23 protein-coding genes are annotated in these 23488 nt (G+C 35.6%); 16 read left to right on the forward strand and 7 right to left on the reverse strand.

Annotated features, from left to right (window positions below; all coding sequences use genetic code 11):
* A complete protein-coding gene (pfkA, locus tag FA045_RS00750) occupies nt 1-984 on the forward strand; it encodes a 6-phosphofructokinase (RefSeq protein WP_136873437.1) in 984 nt (327 codons plus the stop codon).
* Nucleotides 985-1115: 131 nt separating this feature from the next.
* On the opposite strand, the gene FA045_RS00755 is transcribed toward pfkA, so the two are convergent.
* Nucleotides 1116-1439, reverse strand: coding sequence for a heavy metal-binding domain-containing protein (locus FA045_RS00755; protein ID WP_136873440.1), 324 nt, complete (start codon nt 1437-1439; stop codon nt 1116-1118).
* A gap of 254 nt (nt 1440-1693) precedes the next feature.
* On the opposite strand from FA045_RS00755, the gene FA045_RS00760 reads away from it, so the two are divergent.
* Nucleotides 1694-4738: a VIT domain-containing protein gene (locus FA045_RS00760; protein WP_136873442.1), complete on the forward strand. Its 3045-nt coding sequence runs from the start codon at nt 1694-1696 to the stop codon at nt 4736-4738.
* 436 nt (nt 4739-5174) lie between these two features.
* On the opposite strand, the gene FA045_RS00765 is transcribed toward FA045_RS00760, so the two are convergent.
* On the reverse strand, nt 5175-5693 hold the full coding sequence (locus FA045_RS00765; protein ID WP_225871231.1) for a 5' nucleotidase, NT5C type: 519 nt from the start codon (nt 5691-5693) through the stop codon (nt 5175-5177).
* 147 nt (nt 5694-5840) lie between these two features.
* Between FA045_RS00765 and FA045_RS00770 the strand changes: the two genes are divergently transcribed.
* The 8 genes from FA045_RS00770 to FA045_RS00805 all read left to right on the forward strand — a co-directional run bounded on the left by FA045_RS00770 (nt 5841) and on the right by FA045_RS00805 (nt 12061).
* Nucleotides 5841-6431, forward strand: a complete 591-nt coding sequence (locus FA045_RS00770; protein ID WP_136873444.1) for a 30S ribosomal protein S16 — start codon at nt 5841-5843, stop codon at nt 6429-6431.
* Between the two features lie 196 nt (nt 6432-6627).
* Nucleotides 6628-7155, forward strand: coding sequence for a ribosome maturation factor RimM (gene rimM, locus FA045_RS00775; RefSeq protein ID WP_136873446.1), 528 nt, complete (start codon nt 6628-6630; stop codon nt 7153-7155).
* A 37-nt stretch (nt 7156-7192) separates the two neighbouring features.
* The gene (locus FA045_RS00780; RefSeq protein ID WP_136873448.1) at nt 7193-7843 is read left to right on the forward strand and encodes a hypothetical protein; all 651 of its coding nucleotides are present in this window, start codon (nt 7193-7195) and stop codon (nt 7841-7843) included.
* Nucleotides 7844-8085: 242 nt separating this feature from the next.
* Nucleotides 8086-8208, forward strand: coding sequence for a hypothetical protein (locus tag FA045_RS19110; protein WP_262709595.1), 123 nt, complete (start codon nt 8086-8088; stop codon nt 8206-8208).
* Between the two features lie 76 nt (nt 8209-8284).
* Nucleotides 8285-8959: a tRNA (guanosine(37)-N1)-methyltransferase TrmD gene (gene trmD, locus FA045_RS00790; protein WP_136873450.1), complete on the forward strand. Its 675-nt coding sequence runs from the start codon at nt 8285-8287 to the stop codon at nt 8957-8959.
* 236 nt (nt 8960-9195) lie between these two features.
* A complete protein-coding gene (rplS, locus tag FA045_RS00795; RefSeq protein WP_131551598.1) occupies nt 9196-9543 on the forward strand; it encodes a 50S ribosomal protein L19 in 348 nt (115 codons plus the stop codon).
* Nucleotides 9544-9693: 150 nt separating this feature from the next.
* Complete coding sequence (locus FA045_RS00800) at nt 9694-10920, forward strand: Glu/Leu/Phe/Val dehydrogenase dimerization domain-containing protein (protein ID WP_136873452.1); 1227 nt, start codon at nt 9694-9696, stop codon at nt 10918-10920.
* Between the two features lies 1 nt (nt 10921).
* A complete protein-coding gene (locus FA045_RS00805) occupies nt 10922-12061 on the forward strand; it encodes a mechanosensitive ion channel family protein (RefSeq protein WP_136873454.1) in 1140 nt (379 codons plus the stop codon).
* 484 nt (nt 12062-12545) lie between these two features.
* Here FA045_RS00805 and FA045_RS00810 read toward each other — a convergent pair whose 3' ends face one another.
* From FA045_RS00810 to FA045_RS00820, 3 genes are all read right to left on the reverse strand, one after another.
* Nucleotides 12546-13205, reverse strand: coding sequence for a phosphatidylserine decarboxylase family protein (locus FA045_RS00810; RefSeq protein ID WP_136873456.1), 660 nt, complete (start codon nt 13203-13205; stop codon nt 12546-12548).
* A gap of 111 nt (nt 13206-13316) precedes the next feature.
* Complete coding sequence (gene hpt, locus FA045_RS00815; protein ID WP_136873458.1) at nt 13317-13853, reverse strand: hypoxanthine phosphoribosyltransferase; 537 nt, start codon at nt 13851-13853, stop codon at nt 13317-13319.
* A gap of 9 nt (nt 13854-13862) precedes the next feature.
* Nucleotides 13863-16010, reverse strand: coding sequence for a transglycosylase domain-containing protein (locus tag FA045_RS00820; protein ID WP_136873460.1), 2148 nt, complete (start codon nt 16008-16010; stop codon nt 13863-13865).
* 333 nt (nt 16011-16343) lie between these two features.
* On the opposite strand from FA045_RS00820, the gene FA045_RS00825 reads away from it, so the two are divergent.
* From FA045_RS00825 to FA045_RS00835, 3 genes are read left to right on the forward strand one after another with little or no spacing between them, the layout of a single operon-like run.
* Nucleotides 16344-17417 carry an Mrp/NBP35 family ATP-binding protein gene (locus tag FA045_RS00825; RefSeq protein ID WP_136873462.1) on the forward strand — a complete coding sequence of 358 codons (1074 nt, stop codon included), beginning with the start codon at nt 16344-16346 and terminating at the stop codon, nt 17415-17417.
* A 34-nt stretch (nt 17418-17451) separates the two neighbouring features.
* Entirely contained in the window at nt 17452-17697 is a 246-nt protein-coding gene (locus tag FA045_RS00830) for a NifU family protein (protein WP_136873464.1), read from the forward strand.
* A gap of 54 nt (nt 17698-17751) precedes the next feature.
* Complete coding sequence (locus FA045_RS00835; protein ID WP_136873466.1) at nt 17752-18393, forward strand: peptidase associated/transthyretin-like domain-containing protein; 642 nt, start codon at nt 17752-17754, stop codon at nt 18391-18393.
* A gap of 114 nt (nt 18394-18507) precedes the next feature.
* On the opposite strand, the gene def is transcribed toward FA045_RS00835, so the two are convergent.
* Nucleotides 18508-19065 (reverse strand): peptide deformylase, encoded by a 558-nt coding sequence (def, locus tag FA045_RS00840; protein ID WP_136873468.1) that lies wholly within the window; start codon nt 19063-19065, stop codon nt 18508-18510.
* A 361-nt stretch (nt 19066-19426) separates the two neighbouring features.
* Between def and FA045_RS00845 the strand changes: the two genes are divergently transcribed.
* Together FA045_RS00845 and FA045_RS00850 are read left to right on the forward strand one after the other, a co-directional pair.
* Entirely contained in the window at nt 19427-19654 is a 228-nt protein-coding gene (locus tag FA045_RS00845) for a hypothetical protein (RefSeq protein WP_136873470.1), read from the forward strand.
* Nucleotides 19651-19953, forward strand: a complete 303-nt coding sequence (locus FA045_RS00850; RefSeq protein ID WP_136873472.1) for a type II toxin-antitoxin system RelE/ParE family toxin — start codon at nt 19651-19653, stop codon at nt 19951-19953. The genes FA045_RS00845 and FA045_RS00850 overlap by 4 nt, the downstream gene beginning before the upstream one ends.
* On the opposite strand, the gene FA045_RS00855 is transcribed toward FA045_RS00850, so the two are convergent.
* Entirely contained in the window at nt 19950-21182 is a 1233-nt protein-coding gene (locus tag FA045_RS00855; RefSeq protein WP_136873474.1) for a M16 family metallopeptidase, read from the reverse strand. The two genes, FA045_RS00850 and FA045_RS00855, sit on opposite strands and share 4 nt — an antisense overlap.
* A gap of 338 nt (nt 21183-21520) precedes the next feature.
* Between FA045_RS00855 and htpG the strand changes: the two genes are divergently transcribed.
* Nucleotides 21521-23407 (forward strand): molecular chaperone HtpG, encoded by a 1887-nt coding sequence (gene htpG / locus FA045_RS00860; protein ID WP_136873476.1) that lies wholly within the window; start codon nt 21521-21523, stop codon nt 23405-23407.
* The last annotated feature ends 81 nt before the right edge of the window (nt 23408-23488 follow it).

A 23488-nucleotide genomic window follows, 5' to 3' on the forward strand; every position in this document is an offset into this window, starting at 1 on the left:
ATGAGCAAGATAAAAAACATAGGCATTTTAACCTCTGGAGGAGATTCTCCAGGCATGAATGCTGCAATTAGAGCAGTAGTAAGAGCAAGTTTATACCATAATTTAAAAATTACAGGCGTTTTACGGGGCTATGAAGGCTTAATACAAGCAGATTTTATTCCTATGGACGGCAAATCGGTGGCCAATATTATACAACGCGGCGGTACAATTTTAAAAACGGCTCGTTGCGATGCTTTTAAAACAAAGGAAGGAAGAGTATTGGCACATAAAAATCTTGTCGATAGTGAAATTGATGCACTTGTGGTAATTGGTGGAGATGGTACTTTTACTGGCGCAGATATTTTCTCTAAAGAATTTGATTTCCCAATTATTGGCTTACCAGGCACAATTGACAATGATTTGGTAGGTACCGATTTTACAATTGGTTATGATACCGCCATTAACACTGTTGTAAATGCTGTTGATAAAATTAGAGATACCGCCGAATCTCACGACAGACTTTTTATTGTAGAGGTTATGGGAAGAGATTCTGGATTAATTGCCCTAAGAAGTGGAATTGGAGTGGGAGCAGAGGCAATTTTAATTCCTGAAGCTAAAGTTGGCGTACCAGAACTAATGCACCGAATAGAAACTGGTCGTAAAGATAAAGCATCAAAAATTATCATTGTTGCCGAAGGCGATGAAGCTGGTGGTGCCTATGTTATTGGCGAAACCTTAAAAGAAAAATTCCCTAAATACGATATCAGAGTTTCGGTACTTGGGCACATACAAAGAGGTGGTAGTCCGAGTTGTATGGATAGGGTTTTAGCGAGCAGATTGGGCGTTGCCGCACTTGAAGGTTTGCTAGAAGGCAAAACTGATGTGATGGCTGGCTTGGTAAACAAAGAAATTGTATTTACACCATTTTCGCAAACCATTAAACACATCGATGCCGAAAAAATAACCCCATCTTGGTTAAAATTGGTAGAGATACTTTCTATGTAAATAACAGTTTATTGGTTCAATAGTTCGTTAGTGCGGGGCACAAAGAGACAGCACATGCTCAAATATGCTGTCTCTTTAAAGACCATTCATTACGCTATGCAAAATAAACTAGTGAACCAATGACTAATAATCTAATCTTCCAAAACAACAGCTGTTCCGCAAGCAGTAACCATTAGCATACTGCCGCCACTACCAACAGTTTCGTAATCTAAATCAACGCCAATAATTGCATTTGCACCCATTGCAGCGGCATATTGTTGCATTTCGTTTATAGCGGTGTTTTTACCCTCTCTTAACACTTGCTCATAAGAGCCAGATCTTCCGCCAACAATATCGCGGATACCCGCAAAAAGATCTTTAAAAATGTTAGCGCCAATAATGGTTTCGCCACTTACAAGGCCAATGTATTTAACAATTTTCTTGCCTTCAATCGTATTTGTAGTTGTAATTAACATGGTTTTAGGTTTTTTATATTTCGATGGTTAATCTTAGAAAATGTTACAAATCTTTTGAAAATTTTAGTCATCACATTTCGCTAACATTAGCCCTGCTATTCATTCCCTGCCTACCGGCAGGCAGGCAAGCCTCATTCGTGCCTCATTTCGGGCTTTCCCAAAAAACTGTGCTGCTATTTCAGGTTTTCCACCCAAATTAAAAAAACATTTATGCAATCTGCCTAGGTTTTGCATCCCTAATAAAAACCAGACTTATGAAATCATTTAAAACACTCCTCACAATTTTCATTTTATCAATCGCATCATCCGCCTATGCGCAAATGCCAGTTTTAAAAGTAAAAACAGCAAACGCACAAGAAAACGCAGTTAGCTTACAAAAGTTAAATATCGATGTGCAAATTATGGGCAACATTGCCACTACCACAATGACCATGACTTTCTACAACAGTACCTCGAGTATTTTAGAAGGCGAATTAACTTTCCCAATGCCAGATGGCGTAAGCATTAGTCGCTATGCTTTAGATATTAATGGCAAAATGCGTGAAGCCGTGCCTGTAGAAAAAGCAAAAGCAACTGAAGTGTTCGAAAGCATAGAAAGACGTAGGGTAGACCCAGGCTTGCTAGAAAAAGTAGAAGGAAATAATTTTAGAACAAGAATTTATCCAATGCCAGCCAAAGCTACGCGAACCATAATTGTAGCTTATGAAGAAGAACTAAAATTCAATAATGGAAATGCCTTAACCTATCATTTACCATTAGATTACAAGCAAACAATTGCCGAATTTTCTTTAAAAACAACAGTTTATGAAAGTGTGGTTAAACCAGAGTTAACCGAGCAGCCAGACGGCAGTTTTAACTTAAATAGCAAAGGCAATAATTATGTTGCCGAAATGAAAAAAACAAACTACCAACCTCAAAAAGCTTTAAACATTAATTTACCAAAACGTAGCGATATGCCCGAAGTGCAAATGCAAAAAGCAAACAGCGGTTATTATTTTTTAGTAAATGTTTTTCCGAAAGCGCAAAGTAGAGCAAGGATTTGGAGCAACGAGTTAGGCTTAATTTGGGATGCCTCGTTAAGTGGGTTGCATCGAGATACCAAAAAAGAATTAGAATTGTTAGGCTTAATTATAAAGCAAAAACAAAACTTAACCGTCAATTTAGGTTTATTAAACAATACTTTTAAAAACGCAGGCTCTTTTAAAATTACCAATGGAAATTGGGATGAGCTTAAAGAAAAATTAACAAAAACAGTTTACGATGGCGGTACAAATTACAGCGCTATTCATGCTAATTCATTATCAGCTAACGAATACCTTTTCTTTAGCGATGGGCTTTCTACCTTCGGCAAAAATTCAGTTGCTTTAAACAAGCCAACTCATACCATTAATACATCTCAAAAAGCAGATTACAGCACTTTAAAGTATATTAGTTTAAAATCTGGCGGACAATTCATTAATTTGAATACTAGCTCAACCAGCGAAGCTTTTGCGCAATTAAATGACGAACAATTGCAATTTTTAGGCATAAAAAATAATGCAGAAGTTCGTCAAACCTACCCATCAATGCGGGTTAATGTAAATGGGCATTTAGCAGTTGCAGGTATCTTAAGCGAGTTTAGTACTAACATTATTTTACAGTTTGGATATGGCAACACAGTTGTAAGTGAGCAAAATGTTAGGTTAGATCCTAATGCGCAAAGTTTGGTTTCGGTTAATGTAAGTAGAATTTGGGCACAAAAGAAAATTGCCGAAATGGATATTCAATACGAGTTAAACAAAGATGATATTAGTGTTTTGAGCAAACAGTTTGGTATTGTTACTAGAAACACCAGTTTAATCGTGCTAGAAAATTTAGATGATTATTTGCGTTACGATATTACTCCGCCCGCAGAATTGAGAACTCAATTTGATCAGGTAATGAAACAACGCAGAGCGGATATTTTAGAGCGTAAAACAGACTTACTAAGCAAGGCTTTTACCATGAGCAAACAGCTAAAAAAATGGTGGAACACAGATTTTACTGCTCAGCACAAAGGTAAAAAGGGAGATGATTATCCAGAGCCTGTAGCTGCACAAAATGTAGTAGTAGACGCCGTAAGAATGCCTTCGCCAACGCCATCAAGAACACAGGCATCTCCGGCGCTACCACCAAGAGTACAGCGTGATGATAGAAGTGAAAATAAAGAAGCTTTAAATGAGGTTGTTATTGTAGGGTATGGTGTTCAAAGAAAACAATCTGTTACGGCTTCTGTAACAACAATTAAAGCACAAGAAATGAGTGATTCTGGTGCGCCAGGAGCTTCGCAAGCTTTGCGGGGGAGAGTTGCAGGATTAGCTATTAAAGACCAATCAGCGGCGAATAGAACAGAAGTGCAACAACCCATAATTATAATTCCTGATTTTAAGAGCGATAAGGATTACATGAAATCGCTTACTGCAAAAGGGGAAGAAGCTTACCAACAATATTTAACCATTAGACCTCAATATTTAAGTACGCCAACTTTCTATTTTGATGTGGCCAATTATTTTTACCAACAAGCTGATAGTACAAGGGCATTAACGATTTTAAGTAGCATTGCCGATTTAGATTTAGAAAACGCCGACTTATACAAAGTTTTGGCTTATAAACTAAAGCAAACAGGTAACTACAATCAGGCTTTATTTGTAACCGAAAAAGTGTTACAATGGCGCCCAATGGATTCGCAAAGTTATAGAGATTATGCTTTGGCATTGGCCGATGTTGGTCAGTATCAAAAAGCGTTGGATAATTTATACAAAGTGCTAACGCAAAGTTATAACAGTCAAACAGCTAGTAGAGATGAGGGAATTGAAGAGATTATTATTGCCGAAATAAACAATTTGATTACTAAATATGGCAATAAATTAAACACGAGTGCTATAGACAAAAGATTGATACAAAGTTTGCCTGTAGATGTACGTGTAGTTTTAAACTGGAACAAAAACGATACGGATATTGATTTGTGGGTAACCGATCCTAAAGGGGAGAAGTGTTATTACAGCGATCCGACGACTGAAATAGGCGGAAGATTGAGTGATGATTTTACTTCTGGTTATGGTCCGGAACAGTTTATGCTTAAAAAAGCAATGAATGGTAAATATAAAATTGAAGTAAATTATTATGGAGATAGGCAATTTACCATCAGCGGGCCAACAACGGTTACAGCAGAAATTTATACGCGTTACTCAACGGGTAAGCAGCAACGCAAAATTATTGTAATGCCTTTAGAAGCTAAAAGTAGTGGAGGTAGATTGGTTGGAGAGTTTAGTTTTAATTAGCTGCGCTTGATTAAGTAGGTTTTTAAAGGATTACACTGACATTAAATATAGACTTACGAAGTTTTAGGCATTCTGCACAGAAACTTCGTAAGTCTTTTTATGGAGTTTACTAGGTGCTAGCTTAAATAGTAGCATAGACTTTTGTTAGCTAAGCGGGATTGAAGCGAAAATACTTTTTGGCTTTTTTGGCTTAAAACTTACGAAGTCTACTGTCCTGCTTTAACAGTAGACTTCGTAAGTTTTTGCACTTTTGTTTTCTCTAGAGCTTTGACAACTTTTATAACCATGTTGAAAGAAAGTTGTCAAAGCTGAAAACAAAAGATTGCAGCAAAGAGCCCGGCTAACTTTAATTGAAATACTGCTTTTGCCTTTCTGATAACAAAACCAAAACCTACCAAAGCATTACGATGCCCAGTCAAGCTCAGCACGAAACTATCTACATCAATTTATCTAAAACTTCTTGCCAATTGTTTACGCGTTCGTAATCTGTTAGCAATAAATTATGTGGCGAGGTAAAAAGCAGTGTTCTACCTTTAAAATCAATGAAGTTTTTGGCTCTATCATCAATCATGATATCAGTATTTACAATTTTTTCTCCGCAAAACATGATATTTTTCCAGCTAATAAAAGGGAAATGCTCCGCTAACCAATGGTATTTATCTTCTAAAGAATTTGGGAACTCCATAGCTGCGGAAACGATATAAACTTCATATTTTTCTTGCAGTTTTTTAACAGCTTCAACACTTCCTTCAATCAATTCTAAATCTCTAAAAAAGCCTTTTTCGTTAATATAATCGAACCATTTATTGTTAATATGTTCGGGAATGTGTTGGTAAATCTCATTGCCAGGCTCAATTTGTAAATCGAGCGGCACATCGTAATCGCGGTTATAAAGGTGTATAAATTTTTTAATAGGATCGGCTAGGACTTCGTCCATATCTATAGCTATTTTCATAATTGTAAATATCTTTAAATAAGATTAAAGTTATGTTGTTTCAATATAAAATAATGTTTTTGTTAGTTACTAGTATTTTACTTACTTTTGCATCCCCGCAAGCACGAAGCTCCGGGAACTATGTTGAATACATAAACTTAAAAGAAAATGGCAACTAAAATCAGATTGCAAAGATTCGGTAAAAAAGGGAAACCTTTTTTCCATGTGGTAGTAGCAGATTCTCGCTCTCCAAGAGATGGTAAATTTATTGAGCGTTTAGGTTCTTATAACCCAAACACCAATCCTGCAACTATCGAAATTAACTTCGAAAAAACTTTAGACTGGGTAAACAAAGGTGCACAACCAACTGATACGGCTCGTGCTATTCTTTCTTACAAAGGTGTATTGTACAAAAAACACTTACAAGGTGGCGTTAAAAAAGGTGCTTTAACCGAAGAACAAGCAGATGCTAAATTTGCGCAATGGTTAGAAACTAAAGGCGGTCAAATTGAAGGTAAAAAAGAAGGTTTAAGCTCTACAAAAGAAACAGCTAGAAAAGCTGCTTTAGCTGCAGAAGCTAAGAAAAATGCTGATCGTGCTGCTGCAATTGCTGCAAAAAATGCACCAGTAGCAGAAGAAGTTGTTGAAGAAGAAGTGGTAGCTGATGAGGCTCCTGCTGCAGAAGCTGCAACTGAAGAAGTGGCTGCTGAAACTCCAGCTGCTGAAACTACTGAAGAAGAGAAAAAAGAAGAGGCATAATCATAGATTTGTTTTAACTTGTAATAGCGTTCCGATTTTCGGGACGCTATTTTTTTAACCAAAACCCCAGCATAACACGTCAATGCTGTCCCGAGTATTCGGGATCAGCATCTGTAATGCCAACTAGTTCGATAAAGAATTTCTTATTGAGGTATTCTCTGCATTGGCGGATTAAACTAACAAATACATTTATATTATGTTAAAAGAAGAAGCGTTTTATATTGGCTATTTTACAAAAACCAAAGGTTTAAAAGGCGAAATACAATTGTATTTTGAGTTTGATGCCTATGAAGATTTGGATTTAGATGTTGTTTTTGCAGATATGAACGGCAAAATGGTTCCCTTTTTTGTTGCTAGTCATAAATTATACCCAAACAGCACTGGTCTTTTCTATTTTGATGATTTAGACCATATTGATAAGGCACAAGCATTGGTTAAAAAGAAAGTTTACCTGCCGCTAGATAAAATGCCAGAACGCGATGAAGATGATTTTACTTACGATGATTTAAAAGGTTTTATAGTTTCTGATGAAACCCATGGCGAATTAGGCGAAATCATTGAGGTAAATGAATATCCACAACATTTTGTGGCCACAGTTGTTTACAAAAATAAAGAGATTTTATTCCCATTAAACGAAGATATGATTGTAGAGATTGATGAGGATGAAAAAACTTTACTCGTGGATTTACCAGAGGGATTGCTAGATCTTTATCTAAATTCGTAAAATTGAAACAATAGTTTTATTATTTCGTTGAATAGAAATGAAACGCTTAATTCTATTTTTATTGTTGTTTAGTTTTATTACCGCTTGCACCAGCGACAAAAAAGATAATAAAATTGAAGATAGTGCTGTAGCTATAACAGACACCGTTAAAACCACACTGCCAAAAGATGATGGCGACGGTTTATCTCAGCAAGACTCTATAAAAGCCACTGCAAGGCAAGTGCTAACTTTCTTAAAACAAAATAATTACGCAGAGCTGATTAAATATTTTTCTGCCGATGGCGTTAGGTTTGTTCCTTATGGATTTATAGATACGGCAAACTCAAAAAAACTTACTCCTGAAGATTTTTTAGAATCGATTAATAAACAATGGACCTTAACTTGGGGGAGTTACGATGGTACTGGAGATCCGATTAAACTTTCGGTGCCCGCATATCTTAAAAAGTTTGTTTACAATGCAGATTATCTAGCTGCGGAAGCCGTGGGTTACGATCAAATTATTAAGCAAGGCAATTCGCTAAATAATTTAAAAACGATTTATCCAAATCATCATTTTATCGAATATCATTTTAGTGGTTTCGACCAAAAATTAGACGGAATGGATTGGACAACTCTCCGTTTGGTATTCGAAAAAATTGATGGGCAATATTTCTTGGTGGCTTTGATCCACGATCAGTGGACGGTTTAGAAATGTTCTGTAACGATCAACATTAAGAAATTAAGAAAAATTAAGTGTTTATGCAAATTAAGCCCTAATGTCATTTCTTAAGCCGGAGTTCGATTAATGTTTTTATAACACCCCGGTCTGCGACCACCCTCCGACGTGTCGGAGGGAATTGCAACCTCCATTCCCCTCCTTTGGAGGGGTGCCTGAAAGGCGGGGTGGTTAAAACCGAAATATACTGCTTACATGAAGCCCAATCAACCACCTTGATTCGTATCTTCACGAACCAAGGCGAAAAATACGTACCATCAACTGTGTTAGCCTTAAAAATGGCGAAAGTTTTCAACATTGCTGTTGAGGAGATTTTTCAATTAGAAGAAGTAGACTAATGCATCGCGGTTTAAGCTCTGCGAACAGAAAATCATCGCTCTGCGCCAAACGCTAAACTATTCTTACCTTTGCACCATGCGTTTTGATATCATATCCGTTTTGCCAGATTTATTAACCAGTCCTTTTGCACATTCTATTTTACTGCGTGCACAAAAAAAGGGAGTTGCAGAAATTGTAGTACATAATTTAAGAGATTATGCCACCAATAAGCAAAAAAGTGTGGATGATTATCCTTATGGTGGTGGTAGCGGCATGATCATGTCTATAGAGCCATTTGCGCTTTGTATAGAAAAGTTAAAAAGCGAACGTGATTATGATGAAGTGATTTTTATGAGCCCAGATGGAGAAACATTAAATCAAACCATCGCCAACCAATTATCTACCTTAAAAAATGTCATCATTTTATGCGGGCACTATAAAGGCATAGACCAACGCATACGCGATATTTTTGTAACTCGTGAGATTTCCATAGGCGATTATGTTTTAAGTGGCGGAGAGCTGCCTGCTGCGGTTGTGGTTGATGCTGTTGTACGTTTAATACCTGGCGTATTAAATGATGAGACTTCTGCTTTATCTGATAGTTTTCAAGGCGAATTGTTAGATGCACCAAATTATACGCGACCTGCCGATTGGCGTGGACATACGGTACCAGATATTTTATTGAGCGGCCACCAAGCTAAAATTAATGAATGGCGCCATGATGAGGCGCTAAAACGTACACAGGAGCGTAGACCAGATTTACTAGAGTAATTGTTGAGTCGGGAAGCTGTGGAGTTGTTAAGGCGTACCAAACAACTCCACAACTTAACATCTTACCGACTCCACCACTCAGCAACTTACCAACTCAACCCCCTCGTCGTTGTGGAAAAAACGCGATTTGTTAAAAAATAAAATAATTTTAAAATCTACTTTTTTTTGTAAAATAAAATCCCTAATATTGCAGTCCGATTTTAAACATAAAAAAATCGGCTTAATAGCTTAAAATCATGGATTTAGTAAAATTTGTAGAAGAGCAGGTAATCGCGAAAAATGAGTTTCCTTCTTTCAAATCAGGAGATACAATTAGTGTACACTATAAAATTCGCGAAGGTAATAAAGAACGTATTCAAATTTACCAAGGTGTAGTTATTCAACGTAATAGCGCAGGTGCAAACGAAACGTTTACTGTTCGTAAAATGAGTAATGGTGTTGGTGTAGAGCGTATCTTCCCAATCAATTCTCCAAATATCGATAAAGTAGAAGTTAACAGTCACGGTAAAGTGCGTAGAGCTAAATTGTTCTATTTACGTGAATTAACTGGTAAAGCTGCTCGTATCAAATCTTTAAGAAAATAATATTCTTAATAAAGATATATAACCTTCACGATTAGTTTCGTGGAGGTTTTTTTGTTTCTATCTTTGCCCCACCAATTATAAAACTGATTAAAGAAGATTTACCCAAATACGCATTATTGGGGTAATGCTAGCTTTATAAAACTGAACAAAATGAAAGACTTATTAAAAAAGTACGAAGAGAAACAACCTGAAATTGTTTTCGAGTGGAAAGACAAAGAATCTGAAGCCGAAGGATGGGTTGTAATTAACTCTTTGCGTGGTGGCGCTGCTGGTGGCGGTACACGTATGCGTAAAGGCTTAGATAAACGTGAGGTAGAATCGCTGGCCAAAACAATGGAAGTGAAATTTACTGTATCTGGTCCACCAATTGGTGGTGCAAAATCTGGTATCAACTTCGATCCGGCAGATCCGCGTAAAAAGGAAGTGCTAGAACGTTGGTACAAAGCGGTAATGCCTTTATTAAAAAGTTATTATGGCACCGGAGGCGATTTAAATATCGATGAAATACATGAAGTTATTCCAATAACGGAAAGCTATGGCTTATGGCATCCGCAAGAAGGCGTAATTAGTGGGCATTACCAAGCTAGAGAAAACGAACGTATCCATCAAATTGGTCAATTGCGTTATGGTGTTTCTAAAGTGCTCGAAGATTTAGATTACACCCCAGATATTAAAAGAAAATATAAAGTTGCCGATATGATTACCGGTTATGGTGTGTCTGAGTCGATTAGACATTTTTACAACATTTGGGGTGGAGAATTAGCTGGCAAAAAAGCAATTATACAAGGTTGGGGCAATGTTGCGGCGGCTGCTGGATATTATTTAGCGCAACATGGTGTTAAAATTGTTGGTATCATAGATCGTGTTGGTGGTTTAATTAATCCCGATGGTTTTACAGAAAAGGAGATTAAAACGTTATTTAATAATAGAGTAAACAACACTTTGGTTGCTGATAATTTAATACCCTTTGCCGAAGCGAGTGAAAAAGTTTGGAATGTTGGAGCAGAGATTTTTGTGCCTGCAGCTTCATCAAGGTTGGTACAGCAAAGTGAAGTAGACCAAATGATTAAAGGCGGTTTAGAGGTGATTGCTTGCGGTGCAAACGTGCCTTTTGCTGATAAGGAAATCTTTTTTGGTAGTATTATGGAACATGCAGATAATCATGTTGCGGTAATTCCAGATTTTATTGCCAATTGCGGAATGGCTAGGGTTTTTGCATACTTAATGCAACGAAATGTAGAAATGAGTGATGATGCGATCTTTAGCGATGCTTCATCTGTAATTAAAGATGCTTTAATAGCAGTCTATAATTCTTCGAATAAAAAAACAAATTTATCAAGTACTGCTTTTGAAATAGCATTAAAACAATTGGTGTAAAATGAATAGCGAATTTTTTGAACAGGTAATTTGGGGCAACACCGTACAGGCGTATTGCTTGTTTTTTGCAATAATCTTAATAGGTTTTTTACTTAAAAGAATTGTTTCAAAAGGGATAAGTAAATTGCTTTTTAAACTGTTTAAAAAATTTGCCGAAGAGGTTCAAATAGATACTTTTATAGCTTTGCTATTAAAGCCATTTGAATTTTTTATTAGCATCGCATCGTTATACTTGGCCATAAACCAACTTAAACACCCCTTCGAGTTAGGGGTGTTTAATTATACCAGGTTGGTAGATAAAGTTAAAATTAAAGATGTTTTTACACTAGGTGAGCTGTTCGATAAAATATTCCTTTTCTTAATTATTCTATCTTTTTTCTGGATTATATTAAGAATTATAGATTTTGTTGCACACGTATTTACCTATAAAGCGTTTAAATCTGAGAATAAGGCAGATGACCAGTTAGTACCATTTTTAAAAGAGCTTTTTAAGTTTATTATTTATTTTATTGGGTTTTTTGTGCTTTTAGGCTACGTTTTTGAAGTTAATGCCTTAAGCTTAATTACTGGTTTAGGTATTGGAGGTATAGCAATTGCTTTGGCTGCCAAAGAAAGCTTAGAAAACTTAATCGGATCGTTTACCATATTTATAGACAAACCTTTTACCGTTGGCGATTTAGTTAAAGTTGATGGCGTAGAAGGCACCATTGAGAAGGTAGGCTTTAGAAGCACTGTTTTACGAAGCATTGATAAAACCACCATTATTATCCCTAACAGAGCGATGATAGATGGCGTTTTAGAAAATTTAACTCGAAGAAACTTTCGTAGAGTGAAGTTTAACATCGGTATTACTTACGAAACTAGCTCAGAAACGATAGCCAAAATTATTGAAGACTTAAATAATTATTTAGTTGATAACATTGAAACATCTGATAACGTAGTAACTTTTGATAGTTTTGGAGATTCTGCCATAAATATTCAAATACTATATTTGGTACAGAACCCAGATTTTAATGCCTACTTGAAGGTTAAGGAAAGCGTTAATTTTAAGATTATTGAGATTGTAAAACAATATGGTTCTGATTTTGCTTATCCAACGCAGAGAACAATTGGCGAAAATCCTACAGCACCAAAAAAGTAACTGAAAACTTCTAAAGTCTTAATTAGAAAAGCAAATCCAGAAGCTCGATTATTGTTAGTCGGGCTTTTTTGCTTTATCTTTTTTAATTATCCTTCGACTACGCTCAGGATGACAATTAAAAAAGTATATCGCAACAATCCCGTTTAGTTAACGCTGTTTTATTCTGCTATGAGGGGTTGCAAACTACCTAAGAACCAGCAACTTTGTGATATAAACCTGATTGCAGTGGAAACCAAATTCTTCATTTGGTTGTAACAAAAAGCAGGGCTGGATTTGCCCAAAAACTACTGACAATGTTTTTCAAAAAAATATTGATTTAAGGCAGTTGAAAAATTAGCTTTAGTCGAAAGTTCTCAAGCATTCGTCATTGCGAGGGAAGCGCAGCGACGAGGCAAACTTTTATAAAAAGGAAACATTTAGTAGCTAAAATGCATGAATGATTGCTTCGCCTTGTGAAAACAGAGGGTCGCAATGACGATTTTTTTTAGCTTAACTCTGCTAAAACGGTAATGCCGCCTTTTACAACCTGATCTAATTGTAGATTAACCTTGGTGCCAACTGGCAAGAAAATATCTACCCTAGAACCGAATTTGATGAAGCCAAACTGTTCTGCTTGTGTAACATGATCACCTTCTTTTATGTACCAAACAATTCTACGAGCCAAAGCGCCAGCAATTTGTCTGAATAAAACAGGAGTGCCATTTGCATGTTCTACAACGGTGGTAGTACGCTCATTTTCGGTGCTCGATTTTGGGTTCCAAGCGGCTAAATATTTACCTGGGTGATATTTAAAAAACTTAACCACACCAGAAATTGGATTTCGGTTAATGTGTACATTTACTGGCGACATAAAAATAGAAACCTGTAAACGTTTGTCTTTAAAATACTCACCTTCTTCGGTTTCTTCAATTACCACAACTTTACCATCTGCAGGGCAAATCACCAAATTATGGCCATTGGTAAATGTTCTTTTTGGGTTTCTAAAAAATTGTAAAACAATAAGAAATAAAGCTAATGATAGCACATAAACACTCCAACGTAACCAAGCTAAATCAGCAAAATAATATTCTATAAGTGCATTTAGTATCAGTGCAAATAGTATGGTAAGTGCAATTGAGGTATATCCTTCTTTATGTATTGTCATTGGTTTTTGTTTTACTGCCGCAAAAATCGGAAAAATAAATTAGATTATTGCAGTAATATCAATTAGTCAATTGATGAATACAAGAAACCTTACCAATCTAAAATCTAAAAACTATATAGCTCTATAGATATCTTTTAAGTTTCTGCCTAGGCCATCGTAATCTAAGCCATAGCCAACAACAAATTCGTTAGGTATTTCGAAACCAACATAAGTTAGTTCTTCAATTGGTTGTAAAAGAGCAGCAGGTTTAAAAAGGAGGCTGCAAACCCTAACCGATGCTGGTTTTTGTGCGTTTACTTTTTCTAAAATATATTTAAGGGTTAGGCCAGTATCAACAATATCTTCTACAATAATCACGTCTCTACCTTCCAAATCTTCGGGCAAACCAAAAGCTTCCTTAATTTGTCCGCTGCTTTCGGTGCCTTTGTAAGAAGCAACCCTAATAAAACCAACTTCGCAAGCAATGTCAATTTCTTTTAGCAAGTCTGCCATAAATAAAAAACTGCCATTTAGTACACCAATAAAAATTGGACACTTCTCTTCATAATCCACATTAAGTTGAATGCCGATTAATCGTGTTCTTTTACCAATGGTTTCATTTTCTAAAAAAATCTCAAAACCTTTATCGTGAATTTCTATTTTGTTCATTTTAACGATTTAACCGCCGTTTTCTTTTTCTTTTCTTCGCTCTTCTCTCTTCTCTTGCCTAATTTCTTTCCTTGTTTTTGTACTGTCTGGTTTTACAGGGGTTTTTATTACCGTGTCTTTTTTGGCGCCAAATAATCTGTCAAATAAACCTTTAGACTGGTCCTGCATTCCGCCTGGAGGCATCTCATCATCTTCCATTTCTAGTTTATTTGTGTCAATTACTACCGAATCTGGCAATAAATATTGGCGTAAACCTTCTCTTAACCTAACGTTGTAATAGCCGTATCCGCTAGAATCTGATGGCGTTAAACCTCTTCGAGCCATAGTGTTGCCAATGTACCTAAACCAAGGCAAAAGGTATGGTTTCAAACTGCCATCGCTCATAAATTTGTACATGGCTACCTTTGGTTTAGGAACAATATTGGCTAAAAATAAACCTTCGCCAAGTGTTAAATCTGCTGGCATTTTGCCAAAATAATGACGAGCAGCTTCGCCAATTCCATAAACGTTTGGTCCCATCTCTATAATGTTAAAATACACCTCGAGCATACGTTGTTTGCTAATCAATTTGTTGTTTTCGATTAGCCAAACAATCAAAATTTCTTCCGCTTTGCGTGCTAATGTTTTTTGGCGACTTAAGAAAACGTTTTTAACCAATTGCATAGAAATCGTACTTCCGCCACGCTTAAATTTTTTTTCCTTAAAATTAACCGCAATTGATTTTCTGATCGACTCTTCTACAAAACCTTGATGTCTGAAAAAAGATGGATCCTCAGAAGTTAAAAGTGCATTTTTAAAGTTCGAAGAAATATCATTAAGTCTGGTAAAGTTTGGGTTTGATGGGCCAATGGTAATATCTCTCATCGGTTTACCATACTCGTAAGGTGTATAAACAAAATCTGAATTAATTTTTTGCAAGTCGGTTTTGCCCCATTTTACAATTTTAAAATCAGTTGGTGTAAGGGTAGATTCAAATTTTACGCTATCGGGAATAGAAGTATCTAAATGAAAATTTAAACTGTATTTTAATTTGCCTTGAACTTTTATGCCTTCTAATGATTCGAATAATCCGACAGGAAAAGATTCGAAAATAGCTTGTGCATCTTGTTCCTCAGCACTAATTTTCATCTCATAAATTTTATTAGGAGATAAAGTATATTTTAAATAAGGATGAACAGTAGCTTTATTTAAAAACACGGTTGATGCACTATCTAATGCAATAAAATTTTCGCCAATTAACATTATAGCATCAACTTTTGCATCTGGAACGATAACATCTGCATTAGAAATTCTCTTTTGGTTTACCACTAAATTTTTGATAGACCAAGATCCTGAAATTTTGAAATCATCACCGCTGTAGTCCGCATCTTCCATTTTAGTTCTAACAGTGTCAAAACTAACTTTTGTGCTCAATTTATTTTCTAGATAAGGTAATTCTACTTTTTTGTTGTTATCAGCAAAAAGCATTACATCAAAATTTCTGCCTCCAGGATTTACTTCTCCGTTAATATGCCAAGTTGCGGCGGTATCATTTACAATGATGGTAGATTTTAAATCGCCGCCATCTATGGTAGCAGTTTGTGTATGAAATTTTAAGGATGCAGTATCGTTATCGTTTAACTTTATTACAAAATCTTTTACCTGCATGTCATCAGGTATTTTGTATAACATTTCATTCAATAAATCATGCGCTAAATCGGCCAGGTTTACTTTGCTTTTTGTAGTCGTGCTATCTTTCTTTTTTTGCTTAAGTATAAAATCTAAATTGGTAAGCGTATCTTTTAATACTACATTAAATGATCCTTTATCGAGGTTAATCTCTGAAAGTTTTACATTACCGAATATCAAAGGGAAAAGTTTTACGCCAACAGTAAGATCATCTATCGTAGTTAATGTATCTCTATCTTTTGGAACTACAGAAACATTTTTCAAGTTCACAGAACTTAGACCATTAAAACCATAAGAACCTATTTTAACAGCTAGCCCATAATCTTTATCTGCTTTTGCGATGGCTTTAGCCACAATCTTGTTTAATAAAGCTTCACGCTTGCTATAAGCGTAGGTGCCAACAGAGAGAAAAATGATTAAAAAAACACCTAAAACCCAAGCGCCAATCTTTATATACTTTTTAGGAATTTTTATTTTTGGTAGCTGCATAAGTAGAGTAGAAATTATTGTTTAACAAACGCTTAGCGCAAATGTTTATTTCGTGTGAAGATATCAATTGTTTTTTATCTGTCACACGGAGTTCGATGAGGGTTTAAAAATAATTATGGGTCTCATCTCAGTTCGCGTGAAGTTATTAATTGTTTTTTTAACTGTCACACGGAGTTCGATGAGGGGTTAAAAATAATTATGTGTCTCATCTCAGTTCGTGCGAGGTTATCAATTGTTTTTCATCTGTCACAGTTTGTCTCGTTCGCGTTAAAATTACAACAAAAATAGGGATAGCAAATTTTTTGTGGCTATGTTTTGTTAATTTTGAAGCATATGATTACTACTGAACAAGTTTTATCCGCTTTGCGTAATGTTGAAGACCCAGATTTGAAAAAAGATTTGGTAACACTTAACATGATCAAGGATGTTAAAATTGAAGATAATAAAGTTGCCTTTACTTTAGAATTAACAACGCCAGCATGCCCAATGAAGGAAATGTTGAAGAATGCTTGTACCAACGCGGTTAAACATTTTGTTGCGGCAGACGCTGAAGTAAATATCAATATTACATCAAGGGTTACAAAACCTGTAGATACCACACAATTGAATGCAATCAAAAATATCATATTGGTTTCTTCTGGCAAGGGTGGTGTAGGTAAATCTACTGTTGCGAGCAATTTGGCAGTAACATTGGCAGCACAAGGAGCAAAAGTTGGCTTAATTGACGCCGATATTTACGGCCCATCCGTGCCAATTATGTTTGGTTTAGTAGGCGCTAAACCAAGCGCAAGAGAAACTGAAGATGGAAAAACTTTGATTTTGCCAATTGAAAAATACGGCATTAAATTATTGTCGCTAGGTTTCTTTGCAGATCCAGATCAACCTGTGCCTTGGCGTGGCCCAATGGCATCTAACGCTATCAAACAGTTGTTTAATGATGCAGATTGGGGAGAATTGGATTATCTTTTTGTAGATCTTCCTCCTGGTACTGGCGATATTCATATTACCATTACGCAGAGTTTTCCGATAGCTGGAGCGGTAATTGTAACCACGCCGCAACAAGTAGCATTGGCAGATACGAGAAAAGGTTTAGCGATGTTTCAAATGCCAAGCATTAATATTCCGGTATTAGGAGTGGTTGAAAACATGAGCTACTTTACACCAGCAGAACTACCAGAAAATAAATATTATATTTTTGGTAAAGATGGTGGCAAAGAGTTAGCAACTAAATATAATGTGCCATTTTTAGGCGAAATACCATTGGTACAAAGTATTACTGCGGCTGGCGATAATGGAGAACCAATTGCAATGGATGAAACAAGTCCGCTAGCTCAAGCGTTTAAAGAAATAGCAGGTAAAATGGCGCAACAGATTTCTATTAATAACGTACAACCAGCTAATTGTTAAAAAATTACTATTTTTATACTTTAAAAAATATAAGATGAGTTTAAAGGAACAAGTGGAGCAAGCTTTAGAAACTATCAGGCCATATTTAATTGCTGATGGTGGAAATGTTGCTATAGAAGAGATAACGCCAGATTATGTTGTAAAGTTAAGATTGTTAGGCAATTGTAGCAGCTGTAAAATGAGTTTTATGACCATGAAGGCTGGTATTGAACAAGCCATTATGAAAGCTGTACCAGAAATTACAGGCGTAGTTGCTGTAGATTTGGCCGAGCAAGTTTAAGTCATTTAACACATTTTAACTAGCCATAATACCTTTTACAAGTATTTTTGTGTGATGAAATATTGTTTAACCATATTATTGATCTTTTTTGTTACGGGTGTTTTTGCGCAAAGCGAAAGCAAAAGCAACAAACTGGTGCAGCTTTCGGGTATTATAACCGATGCTGACAGTAATATTGTTGTGCCTTATGTTACCATCACAAACTTGAGTAACAAAAATCAAAAGTACGCAGCAAATTATCAAGGATATTATTCTTTTATTGTAAACCCAGGCGATACAATTTTATATTCTGCTGTTGGTTTTACAAGTAAAACATTGGTTTTGCCTACAGAAATTGCCGAGCATAAATATACCGCAATGGTTAAGCTAAAGTCGGAGATTGTGTATTTACAAACCGTTCGCGTATATCCTTGGGCAACTGTTGAAGAGTTCACTAAAGATTTTTTAACCATGAAAGTTGCTGATGATGATATGGCAATTGCCAAGAAAAACTTATCGCCTAAAGCACTTAGAGGAGCAATACTAACTTTGCCTAGAGATGCACAAGAGATTAGTAATAGCAATTATCGGTATAATTTCGATCGGATGGTAAACGTTAATATGCGCCAAACCAACCCATTCTTAAACCCATTTGCTTGGGGTAAATTAATTCAAATGATTTCTAACGGCGATAAAAGCCGTGCAGAGGAGAGATAATTAAAACATCATTGTCAGTGTCTGAGCGTAGTCGAAGACATACTTTGATGAATGCATCTATTAAAAATCCTTCGACTATCAGCCACGGCAGACAATTGTTCAGGATAACTTTAATTATCTTTTCTTGCTTTGCTTAGGGAAACGCATTTTATAATCTGTTCTAACATTGCCTTTAGAAATGTTATCTAATTTGCTTTTCAGCAGCTGCCTGCGAAGTAAACTTAATTTATCTGTAAAAAGTTTGCCTTCAATATGATCATATTCATGTTGAATCACTCTTGCTGAAAAACCACTCACTTTTTCTTCGTGTTTTACCCAATTTTCATCGTAATAACTTATCAGGATGTTTGGTTTACGCATTACATCTTCACGCACTTCTGGTATACTTAAACAGCCTTCGTTAAATGCCCATGGTTCACCAGTTTCTTCTAAAATTTGAGCATTAATAAAAACCTTAACGTAGGCTTCCTCATCTTCATCGCCTTTGGTGTCAACAATAAATAAACGGATAGGCAAACCAACTTGCGGAGCAGCTAAACCCACCCCACTGGCATGGTACATGGTATCGAACATGTTTTTGATCAGTTCTTGTAAATCAGGATAGGTTTCATCAATATCAACACAAACCTTCTTTAAAACTGGATCTCCGTAAGCTACTATTGGTAATTTCATCAGAATTTATTTCTTTTTAATTGCAGCAAAAGTACGAATTATTGGTTTAAAAGGAAATTAGAATTAGGTTCACTACATGCAAATGACAGCTTATGCGTTTATTTTTGCTCTTTTTCACGAAAAACATTGTAGGTAATTCTTCGCACTAACAGTCCTTCTTTTCGTTTCTCCCGAAGAAAAATCGGGATCCACTTCAATAAGGTTTATATTACAAAGCTAGTGGTTCATAGGCGTGAGCGCATATCAACTACCTTCCATCAAGTTAGGCTTAATCTTCAGTTAAATAAAATGTAGTAACTTGATTATTGTCTATAATTAATTTCCTTATTGTTATGGATTAAAATTTTAAGTAAATTTGATTATGAACATAGAGGCAGAAAAACTTAGTGTGTTGCAACAGATTATTAATACAAATGATTTGGATTTAATAAGGGATATTAAGCAACTGTTAAATAGTAAACAGGTTGATTGGTTTGATGGACTTAGCAAAGTACAAAGAAATGATGTGGAAGAAGGAATTGCTCAACTTGATAAGGGAGAGGTTTTAACTCATGAAGATGTTAAAATGAAATTTAATCTATACCCATGAACATTATATGGTCTAATAAAGCAGTAGAAACACTTCAAAAAAATGTTGACTATCTACTGGAAAATTGGCCCGAAGTAGAATCTAAGAAATTTTTAAAAAGAGTTTTTGAATATATCGAAACAATTAGCTCGGCACCTTTTATAGCCCGTAAAACTTTCAAAACTAAGCATACTTACATTGGTGTAATTGTTCCACAAATTTCTGTTATTTATAGAATAAAGCAGAAGAGCAATACGCTAGAGATTGTAACTTTTATTGACAATAGACAAAGTTTAAAAAAGAATAAACGTAACCTTTAATCTCCAGTAGGATAAAAAGTTAACGAACTCAGCTTATCTTCATCCAAAATCTCATTGGCAATATTCGCCATATCAGTGCTACTAACTGCCCTAATTTTATTAAAAACCGTTGCCAAATCATCAATTTTATTATAATCGATTAAGCTTTTGGCCATCGAGATTATTAATCCCATTCTGTTTTCTTCGCCTAAAGCAATTTGACCAATAAACTTGTTTTTTGCTTTTTGAAGCTGTATTTCTGTTAACGGATTTGCTTTTATCTTTTTAAATTCTTTAGAGATCAAGCTAAAAGCCTTGTCCAATTTTTCTTGGTCTGTGCCAAAGTATAAAGCAAAAATTCCTGTATCGCTCAGCGGACTATAATTGGATTCAATGGTATAAGCAATGCCGTATTTTTCTCTAATCTGCAGGTTTAAAATAGAACTCATTCCTGTTCCGCCGAGCATATTATTTAGCAATAATAAACCGGCTTTGTATGGATGATGCAACGAATAAGCTTGTGTGCCCATCATTACATGCGCTTGCGAAATTTGCTTTTCGACTACTACATTTTGTGTAATACTTGGTTTTGGAGCAATGCGGATTTTGGGAGATAAATTTGCGGGAACAGGCTCAAAATGTTTGGCGCCAATTTTTACAAATTTATTTAAACTGTAGTTTCCAATAACGGCAACAACTATCTCATCAGTTTTATAATTGGCTGCAATAAAATTTAAGATGTCTTTTCGGGTTAAAGCATTTACCGTTTTTGGCGTCCCTAAAATATTTCTCCCAAAGGGATGTCCAGCGAATAGTTGATCTTCAAAATCATCATTTATCGCTTCTTCTGGCTGATCTAAATAAGAGGTAATTTCATCCAAAATCACGCTTTTCTCTTTTTCCATTTCATCTTCCGGGAAAACTGAATGGAAGACAATATCGTTAAACAGCTCTAATGTTCTATCTAAATAAGGGTTTAAAAAAGAAGCATGAATACAGGTATATTCTTTGGTGGTGTATGCATTTAAATCAGCCCCAACACTCTCTAGCCTATTCAAAATCTGATTGGTATTTCGCTTTTCTGTGCGTTTAAAAATCAAATGTTCAATAAAATGAGCCAAACCCATTTGTTGCTCTTCTTCATCGCGACTACCGCTATTGATAATAATGCAAGCATGTGAAATTGGCGAAGAAAAAGGGACATGCAAAAGTCTAATGCCGTTGCTTAGGGTATGAACGTTATATTCCATTGGTTAGCAAAGATAAGGGATTTGATTAAAGATTCGTCATGCTCAGCTCGACTGGGCATCGTAATGCGCTGCTAGGTTTTTGTAAGTGTTCCTTTCTATCGCATTAAGATTCCCGCTTTCACGGGAATGACGCGAACTCTAATTTCAAATTCTTCATGCTCAGCTAGACTGGGCATCGTAATGCTTTAGTAGGTTTGTAATTATTAACTTCTATCGCCTTACGATTCCCGTTTGCACGGGAATGACGGAGCTTTCATAACCCTGTCATTTTGACTTATAAAATCTTTTGGAACAAGCATTGATAACCTAAAGTATAATCAAAAAATTATACATTAATTATGACAACAGAAAAAGGAAGTATTTCCATACACACTGAAAACATTTTCCCAATCATCAAGAAATTCCTGTATTCGGATAATGAAATCTTTTTAAGGGAACTAGTTTCTAACGCAGTTGATGCGGTTCAAAAAATAAAACGTTTAGGGTCGCTTGGTCAATTCAATGGCGAAGTTGGCGAACCCTTAGTAGAAGTAAGTTTAGATGCAGCAGCAAAAACCATTACCATTAGCGATAACGGTTTAGGTATGACTGCCGAAGAAATTAAAAAATACATCAATCAAGTAGCTTTTTCTGGCGCAAGCGAGTTTGTAGAAAAGTTTAAAGACGCTAAAGATGCCAACGAAATTATTGGTAAATTCGGTTTAGGGTTCTATTCTGCGTTTATGGTTTCAGATTTAGTAGAAATTCAAACTTTATCTTATCAGGATGGTGCTGAACCAGCAAAATGGACTTGCGATGGTAGCACATCTTTCGAAATTAGCGAAGGTAGTAGAACTACTCGTGGTACAAGCATTATTTTACATGTTAATGCAGAATCTGAAGAGTTTTTAAGCGAAGGTAAATTGCAAGAAATCTTAGATAAATACGCTAAATTTTTACCCGTACCGATTAAGTTTGGTACAAAAACTACACAAGAAGAAGATGGTGTTGATGAAGAAGAAAAACCAAAATATAAATCAGTTGAGGTTGATAACATCGTTAATACAACCAATCCGATTTGGACTAAAGCGCCTGCAGATTTGTCAGATGCAGATTATTTAGATTTCTACAAACAATTATATCCATTTGGTGAAGATCCTTTATTTTGGATACACCTAAACGTTGATTATCCTTTCAATTTAACAGGCGTTTTATACTTCCCTAAAGTAAAAGATGATTTTGATATGCAACGCAACAAAATCAAATTATATAGTCGCCAAGTATTTATTACTGATGAAGTAAAAGACATTGTTCCAGAATTTTTAATGTTATTACATGGTGTAATTGATTCTCCAGATATTCCATTAAATGTATCTAGAAGCTTCTTACAAGCAGATAGCAATGTTAAAAAAATAAACAGTTATATCACTAAAAAAGTAGCGGATAAATTAGCCGAATTATTTAACAAAGACCGTAAAGCTTACGAAGAAAAATGGAGCAATATTGGTTTATTCGTTAAATACGGAATGATTAGCGAAGAGAAATTCTACGATAAAGGAAAAGATTTCGCTTTGTTAACCAATACCAAAGGCGAGAACTTTACTTTCGAAGAGTACAAGGAAAAAGTTGCACCAGTTCAAACTGATAAAAACGGAACCGTAGTTTATTTATATACTACAGATACCGAAAAACAAGATGGTTTTATCCAATCGGCAGAGAAAAAAGGTTATGATGTATTGGTAATGAACACGCCAATTGACAGTCACTTTGTGAGTAGTTTAGAACAAAAATTAGAGAAAACACAATTGAAACGTGTTGATGCTAGTGTTGCCAATCAATTAATAGAAAAAGACGAAGTTTTAGAATCTGTTTTAAGCGAAGAGCAATCTACAAGTGTTAAAGCAATTTTCGAAAAAGCAATTGCTAAACCTAATTTTAGTGTAGAAGTTGTTGGCTTAAGTCCAGATGATTCTCCTGTAACCGTTACCATGGATGAATTTATGCGTAGAATGAAAGACATGGCTAAAATGGGTGGCGGAATGAGTTTTTACGGAAACATGCCAGATAGTTATAAAGTTGCCATCAACGGAAACCACAAATTGGTAAGCAAAATTTTAGCATCGGCTGATGAAACAGAGCAAAGCAAATTTGCCAAACAAGCGGTTGATTTGGCTTTACTTTCTCAAGGCATGTTAACAGGAGCAGAATTAACTGCTTTTGTAAGCAGAAGTGTAGAGTTGATATAACCCCAAACCCCTAAAGGGGCTTCAGATTGTCAAAGTTCTATCGGTTGGTGTCTCACCAACCGAAACAAAATTTAAACCTGG

The sequence above is a fragment of the Pedobacter cryotolerans genome, from assembly GCF_005116475.1.
GTDB lineage: Bacteria > Bacteroidota > Bacteroidia > Sphingobacteriales > Sphingobacteriaceae > Pedobacter > Pedobacter cryotolerans.

Excerpts from the sequence above, each read along its gene's own strand:
- pfkA (WP_136873437.1), top strand. The coding sequence starts at position 1 with ATGAGCAAGATAAAAAACATAGGCATTTTAACCTCTGGAGGAGATTCT.
- FA045_RS00755 (WP_136873440.1), bottom strand. The coding sequence starts at position 1,439 with ATGTTAATTACAACTACAAATACGATTGAAGGCAAGAAAATTGTTAAA.
- FA045_RS00760 (WP_136873442.1), top strand. The coding sequence starts at position 1,694 with ATGAAATCATTTAAAACACTCCTCACAATTTTCATTTTATCAATCGCA.
- FA045_RS00765 (WP_225871231.1), bottom strand. The coding sequence starts at position 5,693 with ATGAAAATAGCTATAGATATGGACGAAGTCCTAGCCGATCCTATTAAA.
- FA045_RS00770 (WP_136873444.1), top strand. The coding sequence starts at position 5,841 with ATGGCAACTAAAATCAGATTGCAAAGATTCGGTAAAAAAGGGAAACCT.
- rimM (WP_136873446.1), top strand. The coding sequence starts at position 6,628 with ATGTTAAAAGAAGAAGCGTTTTATATTGGCTATTTTACAAAAACCAAA.
- FA045_RS00780 (WP_136873448.1), top strand. The coding sequence starts at position 7,193 with ATGAAACGCTTAATTCTATTTTTATTGTTGTTTAGTTTTATTACCGCT.
- trmD (WP_136873450.1), top strand. The coding sequence starts at position 8,285 with ATGCGTTTTGATATCATATCCGTTTTGCCAGATTTATTAACCAGTCCT.
- rplS (WP_131551598.1), top strand. The coding sequence starts at position 9,196 with ATGGATTTAGTAAAATTTGTAGAAGAGCAGGTAATCGCGAAAAATGAG.
- FA045_RS00800 (WP_136873452.1), top strand. The coding sequence starts at position 9,694 with ATGAAAGACTTATTAAAAAAGTACGAAGAGAAACAACCTGAAATTGTT.
- FA045_RS00805 (WP_136873454.1), top strand. The coding sequence starts at position 10,922 with ATGAATAGCGAATTTTTTGAACAGGTAATTTGGGGCAACACCGTACAG.
- FA045_RS00810 (WP_136873456.1), bottom strand. The coding sequence starts at position 13,205 with ATGACAATACATAAAGAAGGATATACCTCAATTGCACTTACCATACTA.
- hpt (WP_136873458.1), bottom strand. The coding sequence starts at position 13,853 with ATGAACAAAATAGAAATTCACGATAAAGGTTTTGAGATTTTTTTAGAA.
- FA045_RS00820 (WP_136873460.1), bottom strand. The coding sequence starts at position 16,010 with ATGCAGCTACCAAAAATAAAAATTCCTAAAAAGTATATAAAGATTGGC.
- FA045_RS00825 (WP_136873462.1), top strand. The coding sequence starts at position 16,344 with ATGATTACTACTGAACAAGTTTTATCCGCTTTGCGTAATGTTGAAGAC.
- FA045_RS00830 (WP_136873464.1), top strand. The coding sequence starts at position 17,452 with ATGAGTTTAAAGGAACAAGTGGAGCAAGCTTTAGAAACTATCAGGCCA.
- FA045_RS00835 (WP_136873466.1), top strand. The coding sequence starts at position 17,752 with ATGAAATATTGTTTAACCATATTATTGATCTTTTTTGTTACGGGTGTT.
- def (WP_136873468.1), bottom strand. The coding sequence starts at position 19,065 with ATGAAATTACCAATAGTAGCTTACGGAGATCCAGTTTTAAAGAAGGTT.
- FA045_RS00845 (WP_136873470.1), top strand. The coding sequence starts at position 19,427 with ATGAACATAGAGGCAGAAAAACTTAGTGTGTTGCAACAGATTATTAAT.
- FA045_RS00850 (WP_136873472.1), top strand. The coding sequence starts at position 19,651 with ATGAACATTATATGGTCTAATAAAGCAGTAGAAACACTTCAAAAAAAT.
- FA045_RS00855 (WP_136873474.1), bottom strand. The coding sequence starts at position 21,182 with ATGGAATATAACGTTCATACCCTAAGCAACGGCATTAGACTTTTGCAT.
- htpG (WP_136873476.1), top strand. The coding sequence starts at position 21,521 with ATGACAACAGAAAAAGGAAGTATTTCCATACACACTGAAAACATTTTC.